19 protein-coding genes and 4 tRNA genes are annotated in these 18,758 nt (G+C 63.6%); 5 read left to right on the top strand and 18 right to left on the bottom strand.

Annotated elements, in window-relative coordinates:
- Nucleotides 1-2 precede the first annotated feature (2 nt).
- Genes ACW18B_RS13455 through ACW18B_RS13415 form a run of 9 tightly spaced genes read right to left on the bottom strand, consistent with a single transcriptional unit; the run spans nucleotide 3 to nucleotide 4,713 of the window.
- A complete protein-coding gene (locus ACW18B_RS13455) occupies nucleotides 3-269 on the bottom strand; it encodes a hypothetical protein (RefSeq protein ID WP_492047541.1) in 267 nt (88 codons plus the stop codon).
- Nucleotides 266-490 (bottom strand): hypothetical protein, encoded by a 225-nt coding sequence (locus ACW18B_RS13450; protein ID WP_492047540.1) that lies wholly within the window; start codon nucleotides 488-490, stop codon nucleotides 266-268. The genes ACW18B_RS13455 and ACW18B_RS13450 overlap by 4 nt, the downstream gene beginning before the upstream one ends.
- Nucleotides 490-1,176, bottom strand: a complete 687-nt coding sequence (gene nuoE / locus ACW18B_RS13445) for an NADH-quinone oxidoreductase subunit NuoE (RefSeq protein ID WP_492047539.1) — start codon at nucleotides 1,174-1,176, stop codon at nucleotides 490-492. Before nuoE ends, ACW18B_RS13450 begins: the two co-directional genes overlap by 1 nt.
- Entirely contained in the window at nucleotides 1,173-1,505 is a 333-nt protein-coding gene (locus ACW18B_RS13440; protein ID WP_492047538.1) for a nuclear transport factor 2 family protein, read from the bottom strand. Before ACW18B_RS13440 ends, nuoE begins: the two co-directional genes overlap by 4 nt.
- Nucleotides 1,502-2,752 (bottom strand): NADH-quinone oxidoreductase subunit D, encoded by a 1,251-nt coding sequence (locus tag ACW18B_RS13435; protein ID WP_492047537.1) that lies wholly within the window; start codon nucleotides 2,750-2,752, stop codon nucleotides 1,502-1,504. The genes ACW18B_RS13440 and ACW18B_RS13435 overlap by 4 nt, the downstream gene beginning before the upstream one ends.
- Nucleotides 2,749-3,150: a hypothetical protein gene (locus tag ACW18B_RS13430; RefSeq protein WP_492047536.1), complete on the bottom strand. Its 402-nt coding sequence runs from the start codon at nucleotides 3,148-3,150 to the stop codon at nucleotides 2,749-2,751. The genes ACW18B_RS13435 and ACW18B_RS13430 overlap by 4 nt, the downstream gene beginning before the upstream one ends.
- A 2-nt stretch (nucleotides 3,151-3,152) precedes the next feature.
- Nucleotides 3,153-3,764, bottom strand: coding sequence for an NADH-quinone oxidoreductase subunit C (locus tag ACW18B_RS13425; protein WP_492047535.1), 612 nt, complete (start codon nucleotides 3,762-3,764; stop codon nucleotides 3,153-3,155).
- The gene (locus tag ACW18B_RS13420; RefSeq protein WP_421737900.1) at nucleotides 3,761-4,366 is read right to left on the bottom strand and encodes a NuoB/complex I 20 kDa subunit family protein; all 606 of its coding nucleotides are present in this window, start codon (nucleotides 4,364-4,366) and stop codon (nucleotides 3,761-3,763) included. The genes ACW18B_RS13425 and ACW18B_RS13420 overlap by 4 nt, the downstream gene beginning before the upstream one ends.
- Complete coding sequence (locus ACW18B_RS13415) at nucleotides 4,336-4,713, bottom strand: NADH-quinone oxidoreductase subunit A (RefSeq protein WP_492047534.1); 378 nt, start codon at nucleotides 4,711-4,713, stop codon at nucleotides 4,336-4,338. Before ACW18B_RS13415 ends, ACW18B_RS13420 begins: the two co-directional genes overlap by 31 nt.
- Nucleotides 4,714-4,913: 200 nt before the next feature.
- Between ACW18B_RS13415 and ACW18B_RS13410 the strand changes: the two genes are divergently transcribed.
- The 3 genes from ACW18B_RS13410 to ACW18B_RS13400 all read left to right on the top strand — a co-directional run bounded on the left by ACW18B_RS13410 (nucleotide 4,914) and on the right by ACW18B_RS13400 (nucleotide 6,264).
- Nucleotides 4,914-4,990: transfer RNA gene (locus tag ACW18B_RS13410), tRNA-Asp, on the top strand.
- Between the two features lie 70 nt (nucleotides 4,991-5,060).
- Nucleotides 5,061-5,137, top strand: a tRNA-Asp gene (locus ACW18B_RS13405).
- Between the two features lie 113 nt (nucleotides 5,138-5,250).
- On the top strand, nucleotides 5,251-6,264 hold the full coding sequence (locus ACW18B_RS13400) for an LLM class flavin-dependent oxidoreductase (protein WP_492047533.1): 1,014 nt from the start codon (nucleotides 5,251-5,253) through the stop codon (nucleotides 6,262-6,264).
- On the opposite strand, the gene ACW18B_RS13395 is transcribed toward ACW18B_RS13400, so the two are convergent.
- Nucleotides 6,265-7,488, bottom strand: a complete 1,224-nt coding sequence (locus ACW18B_RS13395) for a glycosyltransferase family 4 protein (protein WP_492047532.1) — start codon at nucleotides 7,486-7,488, stop codon at nucleotides 6,265-6,267.
- A 186-nt stretch (nucleotides 7,489-7,674) separates the two neighbouring features.
- On the opposite strand from ACW18B_RS13395, the gene ACW18B_RS13390 reads away from it, so the two are divergent.
- Nucleotides 7,675-9,039, top strand: a complete 1,365-nt coding sequence (locus ACW18B_RS13390) for a glycosyltransferase (protein ID WP_492047531.1) — start codon at nucleotides 7,675-7,677, stop codon at nucleotides 9,037-9,039.
- Nucleotides 9,040-9,060: 21 nt separating this feature from the next.
- On the opposite strand, the gene ACW18B_RS13385 is transcribed toward ACW18B_RS13390, so the two are convergent.
- From ACW18B_RS13385 to clpX, 4 genes are all read right to left on the bottom strand, one after another.
- A tRNA-Val gene (locus ACW18B_RS13385) sits at nucleotides 9,061-9,135 on the bottom strand.
- 109 nt (nucleotides 9,136-9,244) lie between these two features.
- On the bottom strand, nucleotides 9,245-9,523 hold the full coding sequence (locus ACW18B_RS13380; RefSeq protein ID WP_492047530.1) for an HU family DNA-binding protein: 279 nt from the start codon (nucleotides 9,521-9,523) through the stop codon (nucleotides 9,245-9,247).
- A gap of 148 nt (nucleotides 9,524-9,671) precedes the next feature.
- Nucleotides 9,672-12,071 carry an endopeptidase La gene (lon, locus tag ACW18B_RS13375; protein ID WP_492047529.1) on the bottom strand — a complete coding sequence of 800 codons (2,400 nt, stop codon included), beginning with the start codon at nucleotides 12,069-12,071 and terminating at the stop codon, nucleotides 9,672-9,674.
- 390 nt (nucleotides 12,072-12,461) lie between these two features.
- The gene (gene clpX / locus ACW18B_RS13370) at nucleotides 12,462-13,724 is read right to left on the bottom strand and encodes an ATP-dependent Clp protease ATP-binding subunit ClpX (protein WP_492047528.1); all 1,263 of its coding nucleotides are present in this window, start codon (nucleotides 13,722-13,724) and stop codon (nucleotides 12,462-12,464) included.
- 346 nt (nucleotides 13,725-14,070) lie between these two features.
- Here clpX and ACW18B_RS13365 point away from each other — a divergent pair, with 346 nt between their 5' ends.
- Complete coding sequence (locus ACW18B_RS13365) at nucleotides 14,071-14,742, top strand: HAD-IB family hydrolase (protein ID WP_492047527.1); 672 nt, start codon at nucleotides 14,071-14,073, stop codon at nucleotides 14,740-14,742.
- Nucleotides 14,743-14,811: 69 nt separating this feature from the next.
- Here ACW18B_RS13365 and ACW18B_RS13360 read toward each other — a convergent pair whose 3' ends face one another.
- The 4 genes from ACW18B_RS13360 to ACW18B_RS13345 form a co-directional block, all read right to left on the bottom strand.
- The gene (locus tag ACW18B_RS13360) at nucleotides 14,812-15,438 is read right to left on the bottom strand and encodes an ATP-dependent Clp protease proteolytic subunit (RefSeq protein WP_492047526.1); all 627 of its coding nucleotides are present in this window, start codon (nucleotides 15,436-15,438) and stop codon (nucleotides 14,812-14,814) included.
- A 173-nt stretch (nucleotides 15,439-15,611) separates the two neighbouring features.
- On the bottom strand, nucleotides 15,612-16,970 hold the full coding sequence (gene tig, locus ACW18B_RS13355; RefSeq protein WP_492051715.1) for a trigger factor: 1,359 nt from the start codon (nucleotides 16,968-16,970) through the stop codon (nucleotides 15,612-15,614).
- 190 nt (nucleotides 16,971-17,160) lie between these two features.
- Nucleotides 17,161-17,245 (bottom strand) — tRNA-Leu (locus ACW18B_RS13350).
- 22 nt (nucleotides 17,246-17,267) lie between these two features.
- A complete protein-coding gene (locus ACW18B_RS13345; RefSeq protein WP_492047525.1) occupies nucleotides 17,268-18,758 on the bottom strand; it encodes an NAD(P)H-hydrate dehydratase in 1,491 nt (496 codons plus the stop codon).

Raw genomic sequence — 18,758 nt, 5'->3', positions numbered from 1 at the left:
ACTCAGCTTTGCGGATCGAATGGATGGACGCGCACATACCGCGTCCGACGAAGGATGACATAGGCGAAAAGCAACCAACCGGCGCCAATCGTCACAAGCCCGGCGAAGACGGCCCAGCCAGGCCCGCCGAGGCCGGTTTTGCCCCAGACCAGAAGCAGGGCTCCGATCAGACAGGCCACGAAACCGAGACCACGTTCGCGGCGACCCAGGTTTCGAATCGTATCGGCATAGGCCGCGCGACGCAGATTGAGAGCGCTGTCGTCGATCATGACGAAACCCCCTCTTCCGCCTTCACGGCGCGCATCCAGCCCAGAACGAACCAGATCTGCGCGCCAAGCCCGATCCCGACCAGAATCACGAAGACCGGCAGCAGCCAACTGATCTTCAGAGCCACATGACCGACGATCGCTGCGCCGGCCAGCAGGAAGCAGACCACATCGATGGCGAACATCGTGGTCAGTCGCTTCTTCTGAAGGACGGCGTCAGACATCAGGCAGCAGGCTCCGCCTTGGGCGCCTTTTTGGGCTTTTCGGGCAGGTTGGGGATCTTGATCTTCTTGGCCAACGAACCGTCGTACAGCGACTGGTCGGTCAGGGTCTTGATCGAATCCTTGGGCTCGGACGCCTTGCGGCCTTCGTAGCTGCCCGGCTGCGGCGACTTGCCGGCGGCGAAGTCGTCGAGGATCTGCGCCAGGCTCTCCGGCGTCAGGTCCTCATAATAGTAGTCATTGATCGCGGCCATCGGCGCATTGCAGCACGCGCCAAGGCACTCGACCTCTTCCCAGCTGAACTTGCCGTCAGCCGAGACGTGATTGGCGTCGCCGATCTTGTCTTTCAGCACCTGACGCAGATCCAGCGCGCCGCGCAGCTGGCACGGCGTGGTGCCGCACAGCTGGACGAAGGCGACCTTGCCGACCGGCTGCAGCTGAAACATCACGTAGAAGGTCGCCACTTCCAGAACCCGGATCACCGGCATTTCCAGTTGCTTGGCGATCTCCTGGATGGCGGGCTCGGGAATCCAGCCCTCCTGCTTCTGGGCCAGCCAGAGCATGGGGATCACTGCCGACTGCTTGCGTTCGGCGGGGTACTTGGCTTTCCACCAGTCGGCCTTGACCTGGCTGTCCTTCGAGAAGGCGAAGCTGGCGGGCTGTTCCTTGGCGAGACGGCGAACACTCATCGTGCGAAATCCACGCGGGCGATCTTGTCGCCCTTGAAGGTGTAGATGGCGGCGACCTGGAAAGGTTCGTCGCCGTTACCGCGGTCGACGTGCTCGTGATCGATCACGTTCGCGCCCACCACGATGCGGTTAAGAAGCTTGGCCTTGTTGCCGGGAAAGTCGGCGAAGGTCTTGGCGTAGAACGCCCGATAGGCCTCGATCCCGGTGCGCGCCACATCGCCATTCAGGCCGGCGACGACGACGTCATCGGCAAAATGGGCGCAGTGGGCGTCCAGGTCCTGGGCATTATAGGCGTCCAGTTGAGCTTGGGCGATATCGGCCAGATTCAACGGTCGATCTCCCCGAACACGATGTCCAGCGAGCCGAGGATGGCGGAGACGTCAGCCAGCATGTGGCCGCGGTTCATCCAGTCCATGGCCGCCAGGTGCGGGAAGCCCGGAGCTCGGATCTTGCAGCGATAGGGCTTGTTGGTGCCGTCGGAGACCACGAACACCCCGAACTCGCCCTTGGGCGCTTCGACGCAGGCATAGACCTCGCCGGCCGGGGTGCGGAAACCTTCGGTATAGAGCTTGAAGTGATGGATCAGGGCTTCCATCGAGCGCTTCATCTCGGCGCGGCGCGGCGGGCTGACCTTGTTGTCCTCGGTCATCACCGGTCCCGGCGTCTTGCGCAGCATGTCGCAGGCCTGACGGATGATCTTCGTCGACTCGCGCATTTCCTGCATGCGGCACAGATAGCGATCGTAGCAGTCGCCGTTCTTGCCCAGCGGGATATCGAACTCGAAGTCGCTATAGTTCTCGTAGGGCTGGTTGCGGCGCAGATCCCAGGCGATGCCGGAACCCCGCACCATCACGCCCGAGAAGCCCCACTCGATCGCCTGCTCGCGCGTCACGACGCCGATATCGACGTTGCGCTGCTTGAAGATGCGGTTGTCGGTGATCAGGCCTTCGATGTCGTCGCAGATCTTCGGGAAAGCCTTGGCCCAGGTGTCGATGTCTTCGATCAAGGCGACGGGCAGGTCCTGATGGACGCCGCCGGGCCGGAAATAGTTGGAGTGCAGACGAGCGCCACAGGCGCGCTCGTAGAACACCATCAGCTTTTCGCGTTCCTCGAAGCCCCACAGCGGCGGCGTCAGGGCACCGACGTCCATGGCCTGGGTCGTGACGTTCAGCAGGTGGCTGAGGATCCGGCCGATTTCCGAATAGAGCACCCGGATGATCTGGCCGCGGATCGGAACCTCGACGCCCAGCAGCTTTTCAATCGCCAGGCAGAACGCGTGTTCCTGGTTCATCGGCGCCACATAGTCGAGGCGGTCGAAGTACGGGATGTTCTGGAGGTAGGTACGCGCCTCCATCAGCTTCTCGGTGCCGCGGTGTAGCAGGCCGATATGCGGATCGACGCGTTCGACCACTTCGCCGTCCAGCTCGAGCACCAGGCGCAGCACGCCGTGCGCGGCCGGGTGTTGCGGGCCGAAATTGATGTTGAACTTGCGAACCGGGGTTTCCGGCAGGGCCGGAGTCGAGGGCTCGTCGCGGAAGAAGTCGGTCGCCGCTGCGGGCGAGTTCTGGCCGGTCATGGCTGCTGGCCTTCCTTACGCTGCTCGATGCTGAGCGAAACGAGCAGTCCAGCGATAAGCAGGACCGCGCCCAGCAGCGTGATGATGGTGGTGGCGACGCTCCAGGACTGCGAGATCGCGGCCTGGGACAGCGGAAGCGCCAGGAGCACGGAAGCCGCGCCGAGCAGCGCGCTGCGCAACTCCGCGATTTCCATCCGTCGAAGGCCGGCCCCGATCGCCAAGGTCATGACCGCGACCATGATGGCCACGCCCAGCCCCTTGTTCTGTTCCGTCGAGATTACCGGCGCGCGCGTGAACCAGCCCGTCAGCCGCATGCCGATGGTCATGAGAAACGCAGTCGAAAACGTCACCAGAAAGAACGCTGTGGCGGAACGGAACGTCGGCCTGCGCAAAGCCATGATCAGGCATCCCCTGCTCTCTTCTCGGCCTTCTCGTCGCCGGGCAGGGCGTACTTCGCGCCTTCCCAGGGGGAGAGGAAATCGAACGCACGGAACTCAGTGATTTTTACGGGCTCATAGACGACGCGCTTCAGCTCGTCATCGTAGCGAACCTCGACATACCCCGTCATGGGGAAGTCCTTCCGCAGCGGATGGCCGTGGAAGCCGTAGTCGGTCAGGATCCGGCGCAAGTCCGGGTGGCCGTCGAAGAAGATGCCGAACATGTCGAACGCTTCACGTTCGAACCAGTCGGCCACCGGGAAAACCGGCGTCGAGGTCGGAACGGGCGTATCTTCGTCCGTCGAGACCTTCAGCCGGATGCGATGGTTCTTCACCAGCGACAGTAGGTGATAGACCACGTCAAACCGCGCCGCGCGCTCCGGATAGTCCACGCCGGTCAGGTCGATCAGCTGGTGGAACCGGCAGGCGGCGTCGTCGCGCAGGAAGGTCAGGGTTTCGACTACGGTGGCCGAACGGGCGACAATGGTCAGTTCGCCGAACGCCACCGAATGACCCAGCACGCCAGGCCCGCGGGCCACGATGTCCTGGCCGAGAGTTTCGAGAGCTTCGCTCATCGCTCGATCGTCCCCGTGCGACGGATCTTCTTCTGAAGCTGCAGCACGCCATAGACCAGGGCTTCGGCGGTCGGCGGGCAACCCGGGACATAGATGTCCACAGGCACCACCCGATCGCAGCCGCGAACGACGCTGTAGCTGTAATAATAGTAGCCGCCGCCATTGGCGCAGCTGCCCATCGAGATGACGTAGCGCGGCTCGGGCATCTGGTCGTAGACCTTGCGCAGGGCCGGAGCCATCTTGTTGGTCAGGGTGCCAGCGACGATCATCACATCGCTCTGACGCGGGCTGGCGCGCGGCGCGAAGCCGTAACGCTCCAGATCATAACGCGGCATAGAGGCCTGCATCATTTCCACGGCGCAGCAGGCCAGGCCAAACGTCATCCACATCAGCGAACCCGTTCGGGCCCAGGTGATCAGATCATCAGCGGCGGCCGTGATGAAGCCCTTGTCGGCCAATTGACCCGAGATGCCGTCGAAGAACGGATCATGCAGCTTGGGGTCATAGCCCTGCACCGTCGACCGGCCGGCGGCGCCGGCGGGAACGAGGGGCGAGCTATTGGCGGGAACGATCACTCCCATTCGAGGGCGCCCTTCTTCCATTCATAGATAAAGCCGACGGTCAGGACGCCCAGGAAGGTCATCATCGACCAGAAGGCGAAGGCTGCGGCCTCGTGGGGCAGTTTCATCAGGCTGACCGCCCAGGGGAACAGGAAGGCCACTTCAAGGTCGAAGATGATGAAGAGGATCGAGACCAGATAGAACCGGACATCGAACTTCATGCGCGCATCATCGAAGGCGTTGAAGCCGCATTCGTAGGCGGACAGCTTTTCGGGGTCCGGCGCCTTGGGCGCTAGCACCGCTGCGGCGGCGAGAAAGGCGACGCCGATAACAGTTGCGATCCCTAGGAAGATCACGATCGGCAGATACTGGAGAAGGAAGGCGTTCATGACAGCCCTTGGCTTGAATCGTGCGGGTTGTAGCCCATGCCTGCCGACGCTTCAAACGCCTCTGACACATTGAGAAACGGTCGCAACTGGGCATGATCCACAGCTTCGGCGACATGGACGTTGACACGAGTCCGCGCCCGACATATCAGACGCGCCTCGCCGAAGGGCGGGTCGCACTTTCGCTTCGGCGAAGGCCTAATGCGGATGTAGCTCAGTTGGTTAGAGCGCCGGCCTGTCACGCCGGAGGTCGCGGGTTCAAGTCCCGTCATTCGCGCCACTTTCTTTTGGTGGTTCTGCTTCCCTCCTTGCACGCGAATACGGACGATTGTCGCGCCCTGGCGCTCGACGCGGATGTAGCTCAGTTGGTTAGAGCGCCGGCCTGTCACGCCGGAGGTCGCGGGTTCAAGTCCCGTCATTCGCGCCACCGTCCGGCGCTTTCCCCCAGAATTCAAGTCGCTGAGCCACATACTGGGGTTATAGCGCCTCATTGCCCGCCCAAGCCTTGAGGTTAGGGCGCTGCGACACGATGTAGCGGCGATGCACACAGTGTCCGCACCCCGGTTTTCCGTTCTCGATCTCGCACCTGTCCCTCTCGGCTCCACGGTCAGCGACGCGCTCCGCAACAGCCTGGATCTCGCTAGGCATGCCGAACAGCTCGGCTTTCATCGCTACTGGCTGGCCGAACACCACAACATGCCGGGAATCGCCAGCGCCGCGACGGCCGTGGCGATCGGCCATGTGGCGGGCGGCACCTCGACGATTCGGGTCGGCTCGGGCGGGATCATGCTGCCAAATCATGCACCGCTGATGGTCGCCGAAGCGTTCGGGACGCTGGCCGCGCTCTATCCGGGCCGAATCGATCTGGGTTTGGGGCGCGCGCCGGGCACCGATCAGGCCACCATGAGGGCGCTTCGCCGCTACATGGGCTCTGTTGATTCGTTTGCTCAGGACGTGGTCGAGCTGCAGGCCTGGTTCCAGCCCGCCACGCCGGAGCAGTCCGTTCGCGCCGTTCCCGGCGAGGGCCAGGACGTACCGCTATGGCTGCTGGGCTCAAGCACCTACAGCGCTCAGCTCGCGGCGGCCCTCGGGCTGCCCTTCGCCTTCGCCGCCCATTTCGCCCCCGACCAGCTGATGGACGCCATCACGCTGTATCGCCGCCATTTCAAGCCGTCCGACTCCCTGTCCGCGCCCTATGTGATGGTCTGCATCGGCGTGTGCGCAGCGGACACCGATGAAGAAGCCAAGCGTCTGTCGTCTTCCACACAACAGCAGTTCCTGGCCCTGCGTCGTGGTCAGCCGGGATTGCTGCCGCCGCCGGTGGATGACATCACCCAGATCGCGTCAGAAGCTGAGCTCGCAGGCCTCGACCATACCTTCCGCTATTCGGCCATAGGCTCGCCGGGCGCCGTTCAGGCCAAGATCGAGTCGGTCCTGGCCCTGACCGGCGCTGACGAGCTGATGGCGGCGTCGCAGATCCATGACCACGCCGCCCGCGTTCACAGCTACGAGATTCTCGCCAATGTCAGGGGCAGGTTGGAACTCGCCGCCTAGTCAGTGGCGCAACGGCCCTTCGACGCCCAGGAGGTCGCTCGTGAAGCCCGCCGCACCTGTCAGCCCGCCATAGATCTGGCACAGGGTCTGGAAGACCGTGTCCCAGCCGTGCCGCTCCACGGCCCGCTGTCGGGCCGCAAGGCCCAGATCAGATGCGCCGCGTGCGAACACCGACTCAATGGCCTCGGCCAAGGCTCCGGCCTCCGACGCAGCGGCGAGTTCGCCGACCGAGGCGTCGACTGACTCGGCCACCCCGCCGGACGCGATCCCGATCACCGGCAGGCCACAGGCCATCGCCTCCAGGACCACGAGGCCGAAGGGTTCATTGTCGTTGGCATGAACAAAGGCGTCGCAACCCGCCAGGATGGCGGCCAGCGCCTCCGGATCGCGCTGATAGTCCATGGAAATCACCCGATCACTGACCGGCGCACCATTGCCAGCTCCGACCAGCAGCAAAACATAGGGATCACCGAGGCGCTCGACGGCCTCAACCAGCACATCCAGTCGCTTTTCCCGGGCGGGCCGACCGGCAAAGACCAGAATGCGGTGACGCGCGGTCAGGCCCAGCGAGGCGCGCAATCCGGCCGGATCACCGCGGCCCGGATTGAAGACGTTCACATCGACGCCGAGGGGCAGGCCGATGGCGTTGGAGACGCCCGCCTCGATAAGGCGGCCTGCGATGAATCGGCTCGGCGCCACGGCCTGATCAAACTGGCTGTAGATCGCCGCCCAGCGTCTTTGGACCGGTTTCTCGGCCCATTCACCGATATGCAGGGCAGCCAGAGCGCCAAGATCGGTATGGCAAAAGCCGACCACGGGAACGCCCAGGGCGTCGCCGGCGCGCAGCGCTGCAAGGCCCGGCGTGTAAGGATCACCCGCTTCGATGATACTGGGCCGCTGACGGATCAGGCGCTCCATCCAGGCCTGCTTGACGACAGGCCAGCGATAGCCGTCGCCGAAGGGCAATGGCGCGGCGTAGATCGACACCCGCCCTCGCCCATCATGCGCATCGCGTGCGCCTGGCACGACCAGGGTATGGTGCACGCTAGGACGATTTTCGGCGAGCCACGCCCGCTTGCAATTGAGGTAGCGGCGCACGCCGCCACTACGCGGTGCGTAGAGCATCGTGGTGTCGACCAGTCGGACACTGTCGTCCGCCAGCGCCGTGTCGCCTTGCGCGAAGCCTTGGAAGCCGAGCGATCGCGCCGATCTAAAATCCGTCACTCCGAATCCTCATCACATTAACCGCGCTATTCGGCCTCTGAACGATAAAGCTTTCGCGACAACTGGAGTTCCCTTTGCGGAGACACGCCTTCAAGCTGAAAGTCCGGGCTTGCGCGGCTTCGGCAGGTCCATTTCAACATGAGCGTTAACGCTAGGCAATTCAGCACCACGATCATCCGGTGAGGCGTGGGTCGCGACGCCTGCATGACGATATGGCGCTGCGGAATTGGCAAGATCAGGGCGAACCGCGTAAGCCCGCCCCTGCAGACAATCGAGGATCAAATGGCGCGGTATCTCTTCACGACCTGGGAAGGCGGCGGACACGTTCAGCCCTTGCTGCTCGTCGCGCGCGATCTGAAGGATCGCGGCCATGACGTCCGTATTGTCAGCGACGCCTGCAATGCTGCGGACGCGGCGGCCCTGGGCCTGCCGCTCCAGACCTGGACAACCGCGCCTAGTCAGACGGGCAAGCAGCGTGAGGATGACCGGCTGAAGGATCACGAGGCTGACAATCCCCTTGAGGTGATCCAGCGGCTGATTGACCGGGTCATGGCCGGCCCCGCCCTCGCCTATGCCCGCGACACCCTTGCACAGATCGATGTTTTCAGGCCGGACGCTGTGATCAGCCAGGAATTGCTCTTGGGGGTCATGGCGGCGGCTGAGGCGCGGAATATTCCGCTGGCGCTGTTCAGCGCCAATATCTGGTCGCTCCCGACCCTTCCTGGCGTTCCGCCCTTCGGAGCGGGAATGCCCCCTGCAGCTTCTGATGAAGACCAGGCGATGCACGCGATGGTCACGCAGATGAGCCGGGGGTTGTTCCAGGTCGGCCTGCCGGCCCTGAATGCGGCCCGGATGGAGCTTGGGCTGCCCGCGTTGGATGATCTTTTCGCTCAACTCGACGCGGCGCGCCTGATCCTCATTGGCACGAGCCGCGCCTTCGACTTCGCGCCCACCACCCTGCCCGCGCCCTTTTCCTATGCCGGTCCCTATCTGGCTGATCCGACCTGGGTCGAACCTGCGGAAGCGCCCGCCGGGGACGCGCCGCTGGTGCTCGTCTCGTTCTCAAGTCTCTACCAGGCTCAGGAAGCTGTGCTGAACACCGTCATCGCGGCTCTTGGCGGCCTTGGCGTCCGCGGCCTGGTGACCACCGGCCCAACCCTTGATCCGGCCGAGTTCCCGGCTCCGGACAACGTCACAGTGGTGCGCAGCGCGCCGCATGAGGCCCTGCTGGGGCAGACCGCCGTGTTCGTCACCCATGCTGGTCACGGTTCGACGCTACGGCCCCTGATGGCGGGCGTTCCCCTGCTTTGTCTTCCCATGGGCCGCGATCAGAACGACAACGCCGCCCGCGTAACGGATCGCGGCGCCGGCCTGCGCCTCGCGCCCGACGCCAGCGTTGAGGCGATCGCCGCCGCAATCTCTGAACTGATCGAAAATGCCGGCTACCGCCAGTCCGCGATCACGCTTGGGAAAGCGATCCGCGAAGACCAAATCAAGCGATCGGCTGCGATGGAATTGGAACAGCTCGTCGGCGCGGTCGCCCCGGTTTAGGGGGCTGTCGACGCAAACGCTTGGTGGGCGGTGAGGGGATCGAACCCCCGACCCTCTCGGTGTAAACGAGACGCTCTACCGCTGAGCTAACCGCCCCCAAAGTCGAGTCGGCCTTCTAGCCGTCACCGCCGTTGGTGCAAAGCGCGAAAACAAAAAAGGGCGGCGCGCACCGTCACACGCCACCCTCCTGTTTTTTGGACTTCGATCAGCTGTTGAGCGAAGTCTTCAGGCCTTCGCCAACCTGGAAACGGGCTGTCTTTGACGCCGGACGGTTCACGCTTTCGCCGGTCCGCGGGTTGCGGGCTGTGCCGGCGGCGCGCGCCACAGCCTTGAATGTGCCAAAGCCCACAAGGCGCACGTCCTGTCCCGACTTCAGAGAGTCGGTGACGGATTCGATAAAGGCTTCCAGAGCGTCCTTGGCCTGATTTTTATTGATGCCCGCCTTGTCGGCGATCGCCGTAACGAGTTCGGCTTTTGTGGTCATGTTTTTCTCCCAGCCAAAATGCGGCGGCGTTTCTCAAAAGCCGACGCCACTTCGCTTGGAGAGGATTATGGCGGCGGAAAATGCCCCGTCAAATGAAGGCGGCGCAGGAGTCTCCTGCGCCGCCCAACTTATCGACGATAATATACTCCTAGTGGGTCAGAACGGCGTCCGCATCGCCCTCGTCGCCCTTCGCAGTCGCAGCAATCGGCTCGTCGGCCTCGTTCCACTCGATCGGCGTCAGAGGCCCGGTGAGCGCATGCTTGAGCACCTCGTCCACCGTCGAGACCGGAATGATCTCCAAGCCGTCCTTCACCGACTGCGGGACATCGGCCAGATCTTTCTCGTTCTCCTGAGGGATCAGCACCGTTTTCACGCCCGAGCGCAGGGCCGCCAGCAGCTTTTCCTTGAGCCCGCCGATGGCCGTCACCCGACCCCGCAGGGTGATCTCGCCGGTCATGGCGATGTCCTTGCGGATCGGGATGCCGGTCAGAACCGAAACCATGGCCACGGCCATCGCGGCGCCGGCGGACGGACCGTCCTTGGGCGTCGCGCCGTCCGGCACGTGGATGTGGACATCGGTCTTTTCGAAGATCGGCGGCTTGACGCCGAAATTCAGGGCCCGCGACCGGACATAGGATTGGGCCGCCGAGATCGACTCCTTCATCACGTCCTTCAGATTGCCGGTAACGGTCATGCGGCCCTTGCCGGGCATCTTGACCGCCTCGATCGTCAGGATCTCGCCGCCGTATTCTGTCCAGGCCAGGCCGGTGACAATCCCGACCTGATCGACTTCATCGGTCTCGCCATAGCGGAACCGCTGAACGCCGGCATATTTGGCCAGGCGCTCATCATCGATCGTGATCGACGTGATCTTCTCCCGGCCCAGGTCGCGAACGGCCTTGCGGGCCAGCTTGCCCAGTTCCCGTTCCAGCGACCGCACGCCGGCTTCCCGGGTGTAGTAGCGGATCAGATCGCGGATCGCCTTTTCGGGGACCACGAACTCGGTCTCCTTGAGGCCATGGTCCTTCATCAGCTTGGGCAGAACGTGACGCTTGGCGATCTCGAGCTTCTCATCCTCGGTGTAGCCGGCGATGCGAATGATCTCCATGCGATCCAGCAGGGGCTGGGGCATGTTGAGGCTATTGGCCGTGGTGACAAACATCACCTGGGACAGGTCATAGTCGACCTCCAGATAGTGATCGCCGAAGGCCGAGTTCTGCGAAGGATCGAGAACCTCCAGCAGCGCCGAAGCCGGATCGCCGCGATAGTCGCTGCCCATCTTGTCGATTTCGTCGAGCAGGATGAAGGCGTTGGTGGTCTTGGCCTTCTTCATCGACTGGATGACCTTGCCGGGCATCGAGCCGATATAGGTGCGGCGGTGACCACGGATCTCGGCTTCGTCGCGCACGCCGCCCAGGCTCATGCGCACGAACTCACGGCCCGTGGCCTTGGCCAACGACTTGCCCAGTGAGGTCTTGCCGACGCCGGGAGGACCGACCAGGCACAGGATCGGGCCCTTGAGGGAATTGGTCCGCGCCTGGACGGCGAGGTACTCCAGGATGCGTTCCTTGACCTTCTCAAGGCCATAGTGGTCCTCTTCGAGAACCGCCTCGGCTTCATTCAGGTCGATCTTCTTGGTCTTGGCCTTTCCCCACGGGATGGACAGCATCCAGTCGAGATAGTTGCGCACGACGGTGCTCTCGGCCGACATCGGGCTCATATTGCGCAGCTTCTTCAGCTCGCCTTCGGCCTTGGTGCGGGCTTCCTTGGACAGCTTGGTCTTCTTGATGCGCTTTTCCAGATCGATCAGTTCATCGCGCTGATCGTCAGGATCGCCCAGCTCGCGCTGAATGGCCTTCATCTGCTCATTCAGATAATATTCGCGCTGGGTCTTCTCCATCTGGCGCTTCACGCGCGAGCGGATCTTCTTCTCGACCTGCAGGACGCTGATCTCGCCTTCCATCAGCGCGAAGACCTTTTCCAGGCGCTTCACGATGTCGAAGATTTCCAGCAGGTTCTGCTTGTCGCCGATCTTCACCGACAGGTGGGCGGCGATGCTGTCGGCCAGCTTGCCCGGCTCCGCGATCTGCGGGATCGAGGCCAGGGCTTCGGGCGGCACCTTCTTGTTGAGTTTGACGTAGTTCTCGAACTGCTCGACCACGGCCCGCGACAGGGCTTCGGCCTCGGGACCGATACCCTCGTCCTCGCTGACCTCGCCGATCTGGGCCTCGTAGAAGGCCTCCTGGTCGGTGAAGCGGACGACGGCGGCGCGCGCCTTGCCTTCGACCAGCACCTTGACGGTGCCGTCGGGCAGCTTGAGCAGTTGCAGCACGGTGGCCAGAACGCCGACATCATAGATGTCGCCCGGCGCCGGATCATCGTCGGCGGAGTTCTTCTGGGTCACCAGCAGGATCTGCTTGTCGCCGCGCATCACCTCTTCGAGGGCGCGGACGGATTTATCGCGGCCTACGAAAAGTGGGACGACCATGTGCGGGAAAACAACGATATCCCGCAGCGGCAAGACTGGAAGCGTACGAAGTTCGGACATGATGCTCTTTACTCCCGGCCGTCGCGGCGTCCGCGCTCGGCCATGCGGGCCGCCGTTGCTCAGACGATGCGCCTGAGTCCATCGGCCCGTCCGTCCGAAACTGGACGGAATGTCTCTATTTATGTGGACGTTTCGCAACGGCGTTCAAGCCGAGTCGCCTAACAGCGTCGAGAGGTCGCGCATAAGTGGCCAAGCTGAAGGGGATATGCCCTCAAAATCTCGGTTTGCGCAATTTCGTTTCAAGAATTGACTCTCTACCGAAAGCGGCAATTCGGAAGGGTCAGCGCTTCAACGTTCTCCTGTCGGCGAAAATTCAATCGGCAGGGCTCCAAACATGAAAAAGGCGCGCCCCGCAGGAGCGCGCCTTGATCACCAGGACGGAAATCCGCGTCAGGCCGACGCGGCGCCGCCCTTCTTTTCCGAATAGATCAGCAAAGGCTGAGCCCGGCCTTCGACGACCTCGGCATTGACCACCACTTCCTCGACGCCCTCGTAGTTGGGCAGTTCGAACATGGTCTCCAGCAGGATGCCTTCCATGATCGACCTCAGGCCGCGCGCGCCGGTCTTGCGCGCGATGGCCTTGGTCGCCACGCCGTGCAGCGCGTCTTCAGTGAAGGTCAGGCCGATGTTCTCCATCTCAAACAGGCGCTGGTACTGCTTGACGAAGGCGTTCTTCGGTTCGGTGAGGATCTTGACCAGGGCGACCTCGTCGAGGTCTTCCAGGGTCGCCACCACCGGCAGACGGCCGATGAATTCCGGGATCAGGCCGAAACGCTGCAGGTCGTCCGGCTCGACGTTGCGCAGGATCTCGCCCGTGCGACGCTCTTCCGGATCGGCGACCTTGGCGCCGAAACCGATCGACTTGCCCTGGCCGCGCGCCGAGATGATGCGCTCCAGCCCCGCGAACGCCCCGCCACAGATGAACAGGATGTTGGTGGTGTCGACCTGCAGGAACTCCTGCTGCGGATGCTTGCGCCCGCCTTGCGGCGGCACGGAGGCGACCGTGCCTTCCATGATCTTCAGCAGAGCCTGCTGGACGCCCTCACCCGAAACGTCGCGCGTGATCGAGGGATTGTCGGACTTGCGGCTGATCTTGTCGATTTCGTCGATATAGACGATGCCGCGTTGGGCACGCTCGACATTGTAGTCGGCGGCTTGCAGCAGCTTCAGGACGATATTTTCGACGTCTTCACCCACATAGCCGGCTTCGGTCAGGGTGGTGGCGTCCGCCATCGTGAAAGGCACGTCGATGATTCGGGCCAGGGTCTGGGCCAGAAGCGTCTTGCCGGTGCCGGTCGGACCGACCAGCAGGATGTTGGATTTGGCCAGTTCGACGTCGTTGTTCTTCGACGCGTGGTTCAGGCGCTTGTAGTGGTTGTGAACCGCTACAGCGAGCACCTTCTTGGCGTGACCTTGGCCGATTACGTAATCGTCCAGAACCTCGCAGATCTCCCGCGGGGTCGGAACACCGTCCTTGGACTTCACGAAGGCGATCTTGTGCTCTTCGCGGATGATATCCATGCAGAGCTCGACGCATTCATCGCAGATGAACACCGTCGGTCCCGCGATGAGCTTACGCACCTCATGCTGGCTCTTTCCGCAGAAAGAACAATACAGGGTGCTCTTGGTATCGCCGCTCGCGGCTTTCGTCATGGTCGCTTCTCACGCTATGGCGGCGACGGCTACTGCCGTGAACGCCTGCTCCTGGCTTACACGCCGCCGCCGAAGGGACAGCTTACATGCCGGGAGTTGTCTAATCCTTGACATTCCCCGATCCGGACGAGGTTCACAAGCCTTGCCGCCCTTTTCGAGCATCTAGCAAGCAAATGAGCCGTTCGGGGTCACGGTTTTCCTCCCTAAAATGGGGCTCTAGGGCGTTGGCGCAACCCGTTCGCCTGTTTGGCCTTTTCGCGGCCGCGGAAGGCTTTAGAAGCGGAATGGGAATCGTGATCGAACACGCGCTCACGCAGCAGGGCGCGCTACCGACGCGCGGGGACATATGGCGAAGCGTTCACTGATGGCCAAGGGCCTAACGGCCTCGACGCCAATGACCGGCGATATGACAGACGGGCCCGCGCTCGTGGCCTTTGATTTTGATGGCACCCTGACGGTCCGCGACAGCTTCAACGCCTTCCTGAAGTGGCGCGCCGGTCCGCGCCGCTGGACCGCAGGCCTTATCCGACTGTCTCCGGCCCTCACCGCCTATGGCTTCAACCGCAACCGCGGCAAGCTCAAGGCCGCCGCCGTCCGTGAATTTCTGAAGGGCGTGAGCCAGGCCCAGATCGAGGCTGATGCGCGCACCTTCGCCGAATTGCACGCCCCTTCCCTGTTTCGCCCCGACGCCCTGGCTGTCTGGCGGCGCTGGCGGGCGAAGGGTGCGAAGATGGTTATCGTCACCGCCTCACCCGAAATAACCGTCGCGCCGTTCGCGCGGGGCCTTGGCGCCGACCTGCTGATCGGCACCCAGCTGGCGTTCGACCAGGAGGAACGAGCCCTGGGCGCTCTGGCAGGACCCAATTGCCGAGCCAAGGAGAAGGTCGTGCGCCTGAAGGCGGCCTTTGGCGAGGATGTCCGCCTGACGGCCGCCTATGGCGACACCTCCGGCGACATAGAGATGCTGGCTATCGCCGATGAGCGTGGCTATCGCGTGTTTCGCGGCAGACCGGCCTGAACTCACCGCACGAAAAAGCCGCCGACCTTTCGGGCGGCGGCTTCATCGGTCCATCGAGATCGCTGAGGCCTAGGCCTTGGCGTCCGTCTCGTCGCGGGTCTCGTTGATGTGGTCGATCAGCCCCCAAGCCTTGGCTTCCTCGGCGCTCATGAAGTGGTCGCGATCGAGGGTGCGCTCGACCTCTTCATAGGTGCGGCCGCAATGCTTGACGTAGATTTCGTTCAGCCGGCGCTTGGTCTTGATGATGTCCTCGGCGTGGCGCTCGATGTCCGAGGCCTGACCGCGGAAACCACCCGACGGCTGGTGAACCATGATGCGCGAGTTCGGCAGCGAGATGCGCTGACCCGCAGCGCCGGCGGCGAGCAGCAAGCTACCCATCGAAGCGGCCATGCCCATGCACACGGTCGACACCGGGCACTTGATGTATTGCATGGTGTCATAGATCGCCAGACCCGCCGTCACCACGCCGCCCGGCGAGTTGATGTACATGGCGATTTCCTTCTTGGGGTTCTCGGACTCCAGGAAGAGCAGTTGAGCGCAGATCAGGCTGGCCATGCCGTCTTCGACGGGTCCGGTCAGAAAGATGATCCGCTCCTTCAGCAGGCGAGAGAAAATGTCGAACGCGCGCTCGCCGCGGCTGGTCTGTTCGACCACCATCGGCACGAGGTTCATCGCCGTAGAGACCGGATCGTACATAGGGTTCGCCCTTTTTCGCGTTTTGGGGCCACGCGAATCAGACCTCGCGCGGCGTCGCCAACGCATATCGCGTGGCGATTAACAGGTTGCAAGGAGGCCGACCGACAGTCGACGCAAAAGAAAAGGGCGCGACCCTTGCGAGCCGCGCCCTGTCTCGTTCCGTGTGGCCGGCTTTAGCCGCCGTAGCCTTCCGGCAGGTCGTCTTCTTCCAGGAGCTCGTCCTTGGAGACTTCCTTTTCCTCGATCTTGGCCTTGCCGAAGATCAGGTCGACGACCTTGTCTTCGTAGATCGGGGCGCGCAGGGCCGCCTGAAGGTCGGCGCGCTGGCGGTACATGTCGAACACCTGCTGGGCTTGCGCGCCGTATTGGCGAGCTTCGCGCATGATGGCGTCCGTCAGTTCCTGCTCGGTGACGACGACGTCGTTCTTGCGACCGATCTCGGCCAGCACCAGGCCCAGACGCACGCGGCGCTCGGCGATCTTGCGGTACTCGTCCTTCAACTGGTCTTCGGTCTTGTCGGCGTCTTCAGGCGGCAGGCCGCCCTGGCTCTTGTCAGCCTGAACCTGTTGCCAGATGCCGGCGAACTCGGCCTCGACCATGCGCGGCGGCAGGGCGAAGTCATGCTGGGTGTCCAGAACGTCCAGCAGGGCGCGCTTCAGCTTGAAACGCGACGAATTGTCGTAGCGGCCCGACAGGTTCGACTTCAGCAGGTCCTTCAGGGCGGCGAGATCCGACAGGCCCAGGCGCTTGGCCAGTTCGTCATCGGCTTCCGCATCGACCGGCGCACGCACTTCCTTGACGGTGGTGGCGAACTCGGCGGCCTTACCGGCCAGATCCTTGGCCTGATAGTCTTCCGGGAAGGTGACCTTCACGGTGATTTCATCGTCAGGCTTGGCGCCGACCAGTTGCTCTTCAAAGCCCGGGATGAATTGACCCGAACCCAGGACCAGTTCCGCGCCCTCGGCCTTGCCGCCGGCGAACTCGACGCCGTCCACGGCGCCGACAAAGTCGATCAGAAGCTGATCGCCGTCCTTCGCCTTCAAGCTCTTGCCCTTGCGGGGCTCATAGGTGCGAGCTTGCTTGGCGAGCTCGGCCAGGGCTTCGTCGACCTCGGCCTCAGACACCTTGTAGACCGGCTTGGTCAGGGCGATGCTGGTCGGGTCGATCGGTTCGAAGTCGGGCATCACTTCGACCGACAGGTCGAACGCGAGGTCTTCGCCGCCGGCGATGACCTTGTCCATGTCCGAAGAGGGCTTCAGATCAGGCTGGCCCGCAGGGCGCAGCTTGTTGTCATCCAGCACCTTTTGAGTGGTTTCGTTGAGCGCCTGCTCGACGACTTCACCCATAAGCGCCTTGCCATACAGGCGGCGGACGTGCGCGGCAGGAACCTTGCCAGGGCGGAAGCCCTTGACGTTCATCTGCGGCGCGACTTCCGCGATCCGGGCTTCGAGACGCGTGGCCAGCTCGGCGGCCGGCACGGTCACTCCATAAACGCGGCTGAGGCCTTCGCCCGACTTTTCAACGATTTGCATCGACATTCTTAAATTCTCGGATCTGCGACGCGCGCGTCGGGGGTCCGCCCTGGGGTCCAATACATCGACGCCGCCCGCGAGGCCGGGGCGGCGAAAGAGCGCCCTTATGTCACGACGTGCGTGACCATCCAAGAGCGCCAGCGGCAAAAGTCGTTCCCGCCGCCAAAGGGGCGGGAACGGTCAAGAAATTTGGTGCGGATGAGAGGACTCGAACCTCCACGCCTCTCGGCGCCAGAACCTAAATCTGGTGCGTCTACCAGTTTCGCCACATCCGCGTGGCGCCAGCCCTTACGGATTTCAATGATCGGGCGCAAGCCCGGCGCGCGCTCGCCCCTGACGGCGGGCATAAAGCCGCCCGAGCACACCGGGCGCGAGATCTGGAAGATCCTCCGAAATCAGACCCGGACCATGAGCGCCGCCGCACGCAGCGTGGATCCAGACTCCCGCGCAGGCGGCCTCGAAACTTTCCATGCCCTGGGCGATCAGGCCCCCGATGAAACCGGCCAGCACGTCGCCAGATCCCGCCGTCGCCAGCCAGGGCGATCCGTTGAGCGACACGGCCGCTCTGCCATCGGGCGCCGCCACCACCGTATCGGGACCTTTCAGGAGCACAACCGCCCCAGCCTGCCTGGCCGCCTCTCGGGTCGCCGAGATTCGCTCGGGCGCACGGGCGAGAAGACCGGGGAATATCCGCTCGAACTCACCGGGATGAGGCGTCAGCACATCGTCGCGATCGAGCGCCGAGAACAGCGCTTCGGGATCATGACGAAAGCTGGTCAGGGCGTCCGCATCGACCACTAGCGCCGCCCCGGTGCGCGCCAGAGCGAACAGGTTCCGCATGGTCGCGTCTCCGACGCCTGCGGCCGGTCCGATGACCACGGCGTCAGCCGCCTCCCCGGCCGCTTGCAGATCCGCTTCGCCCTCGAACGAGGACAGCATGATCGCCTCCAGATGGGCGGCGTGCACGGACAAGGCGCTAGGGGGAGACAGCACACTGACCACCCCGGCTCCGATCCGCAGTCCCCCGCGCGCCGCCAAACGCGCCGCGCCGGTGCTCCAGGCGTCGCCGCTGACCACCTTCAGGCGTCCGCGTCGGTATTTGTGGGCATCCGTCGCTGGCCAAGGGAAAAGCGCCTCCCAAAGCTCAGGGATGTTTTCGTGGAGGCTGGAGGCCAGCGGTGTCGTTCCGAGACCAATATCACTCACGACGACCTCACCGCACGCTTCATGCCCCTCAATCAGGACGTGGGCCGGCTTGCGGCGATGGAAGGTCACGGTGAGATCCGCCCTGAAGGCGATACCTCCCAGCGCCAGGCCAGTATCCCCCGAAAGGCCGCTTGGGAGGTCAATCGCAACGATCGGCCTGGCCAGCGCTTCGCAGGCACGGGCCAGCTTGGCGACATCGCCCTCAAGAGGGCGCGACAATCCCGCGCCAAACAACGCGTCTATATAGAGTTCCGCATGGGTCGGATCCGGCGACAGCTTGGCGGTCTCACCCTTCCAACGGGCGGCTGCGCTACGCGCAGCGTCCGTTGACGGCGCTCCCGAGGCCTCGACCCGAACGGACCAGCCCTTGCGACGCAGGTGCCGGGCGGCGACATAACCGTCGCCGCCATTGTCGCCCGGCCCACACCAGATCACCACGGAGCGCCGTGAAAAGCGCGCCCTTACGGCCTCTGCCACAGCGAGGCCGGCCCGCTCCATCAGTGTGGAGATCGGCACGCCACGTTCCACAGCCGCGCGATCCGCCGCAGTCATTTCAGCGACGGTCATGATCTCGTGAGACAC

This window comes from Caulobacter sp. FV2ps19, assembly GCF_058681035.1.
This window is presented reverse-complemented; position numbering and strand designations above follow the sequence as displayed.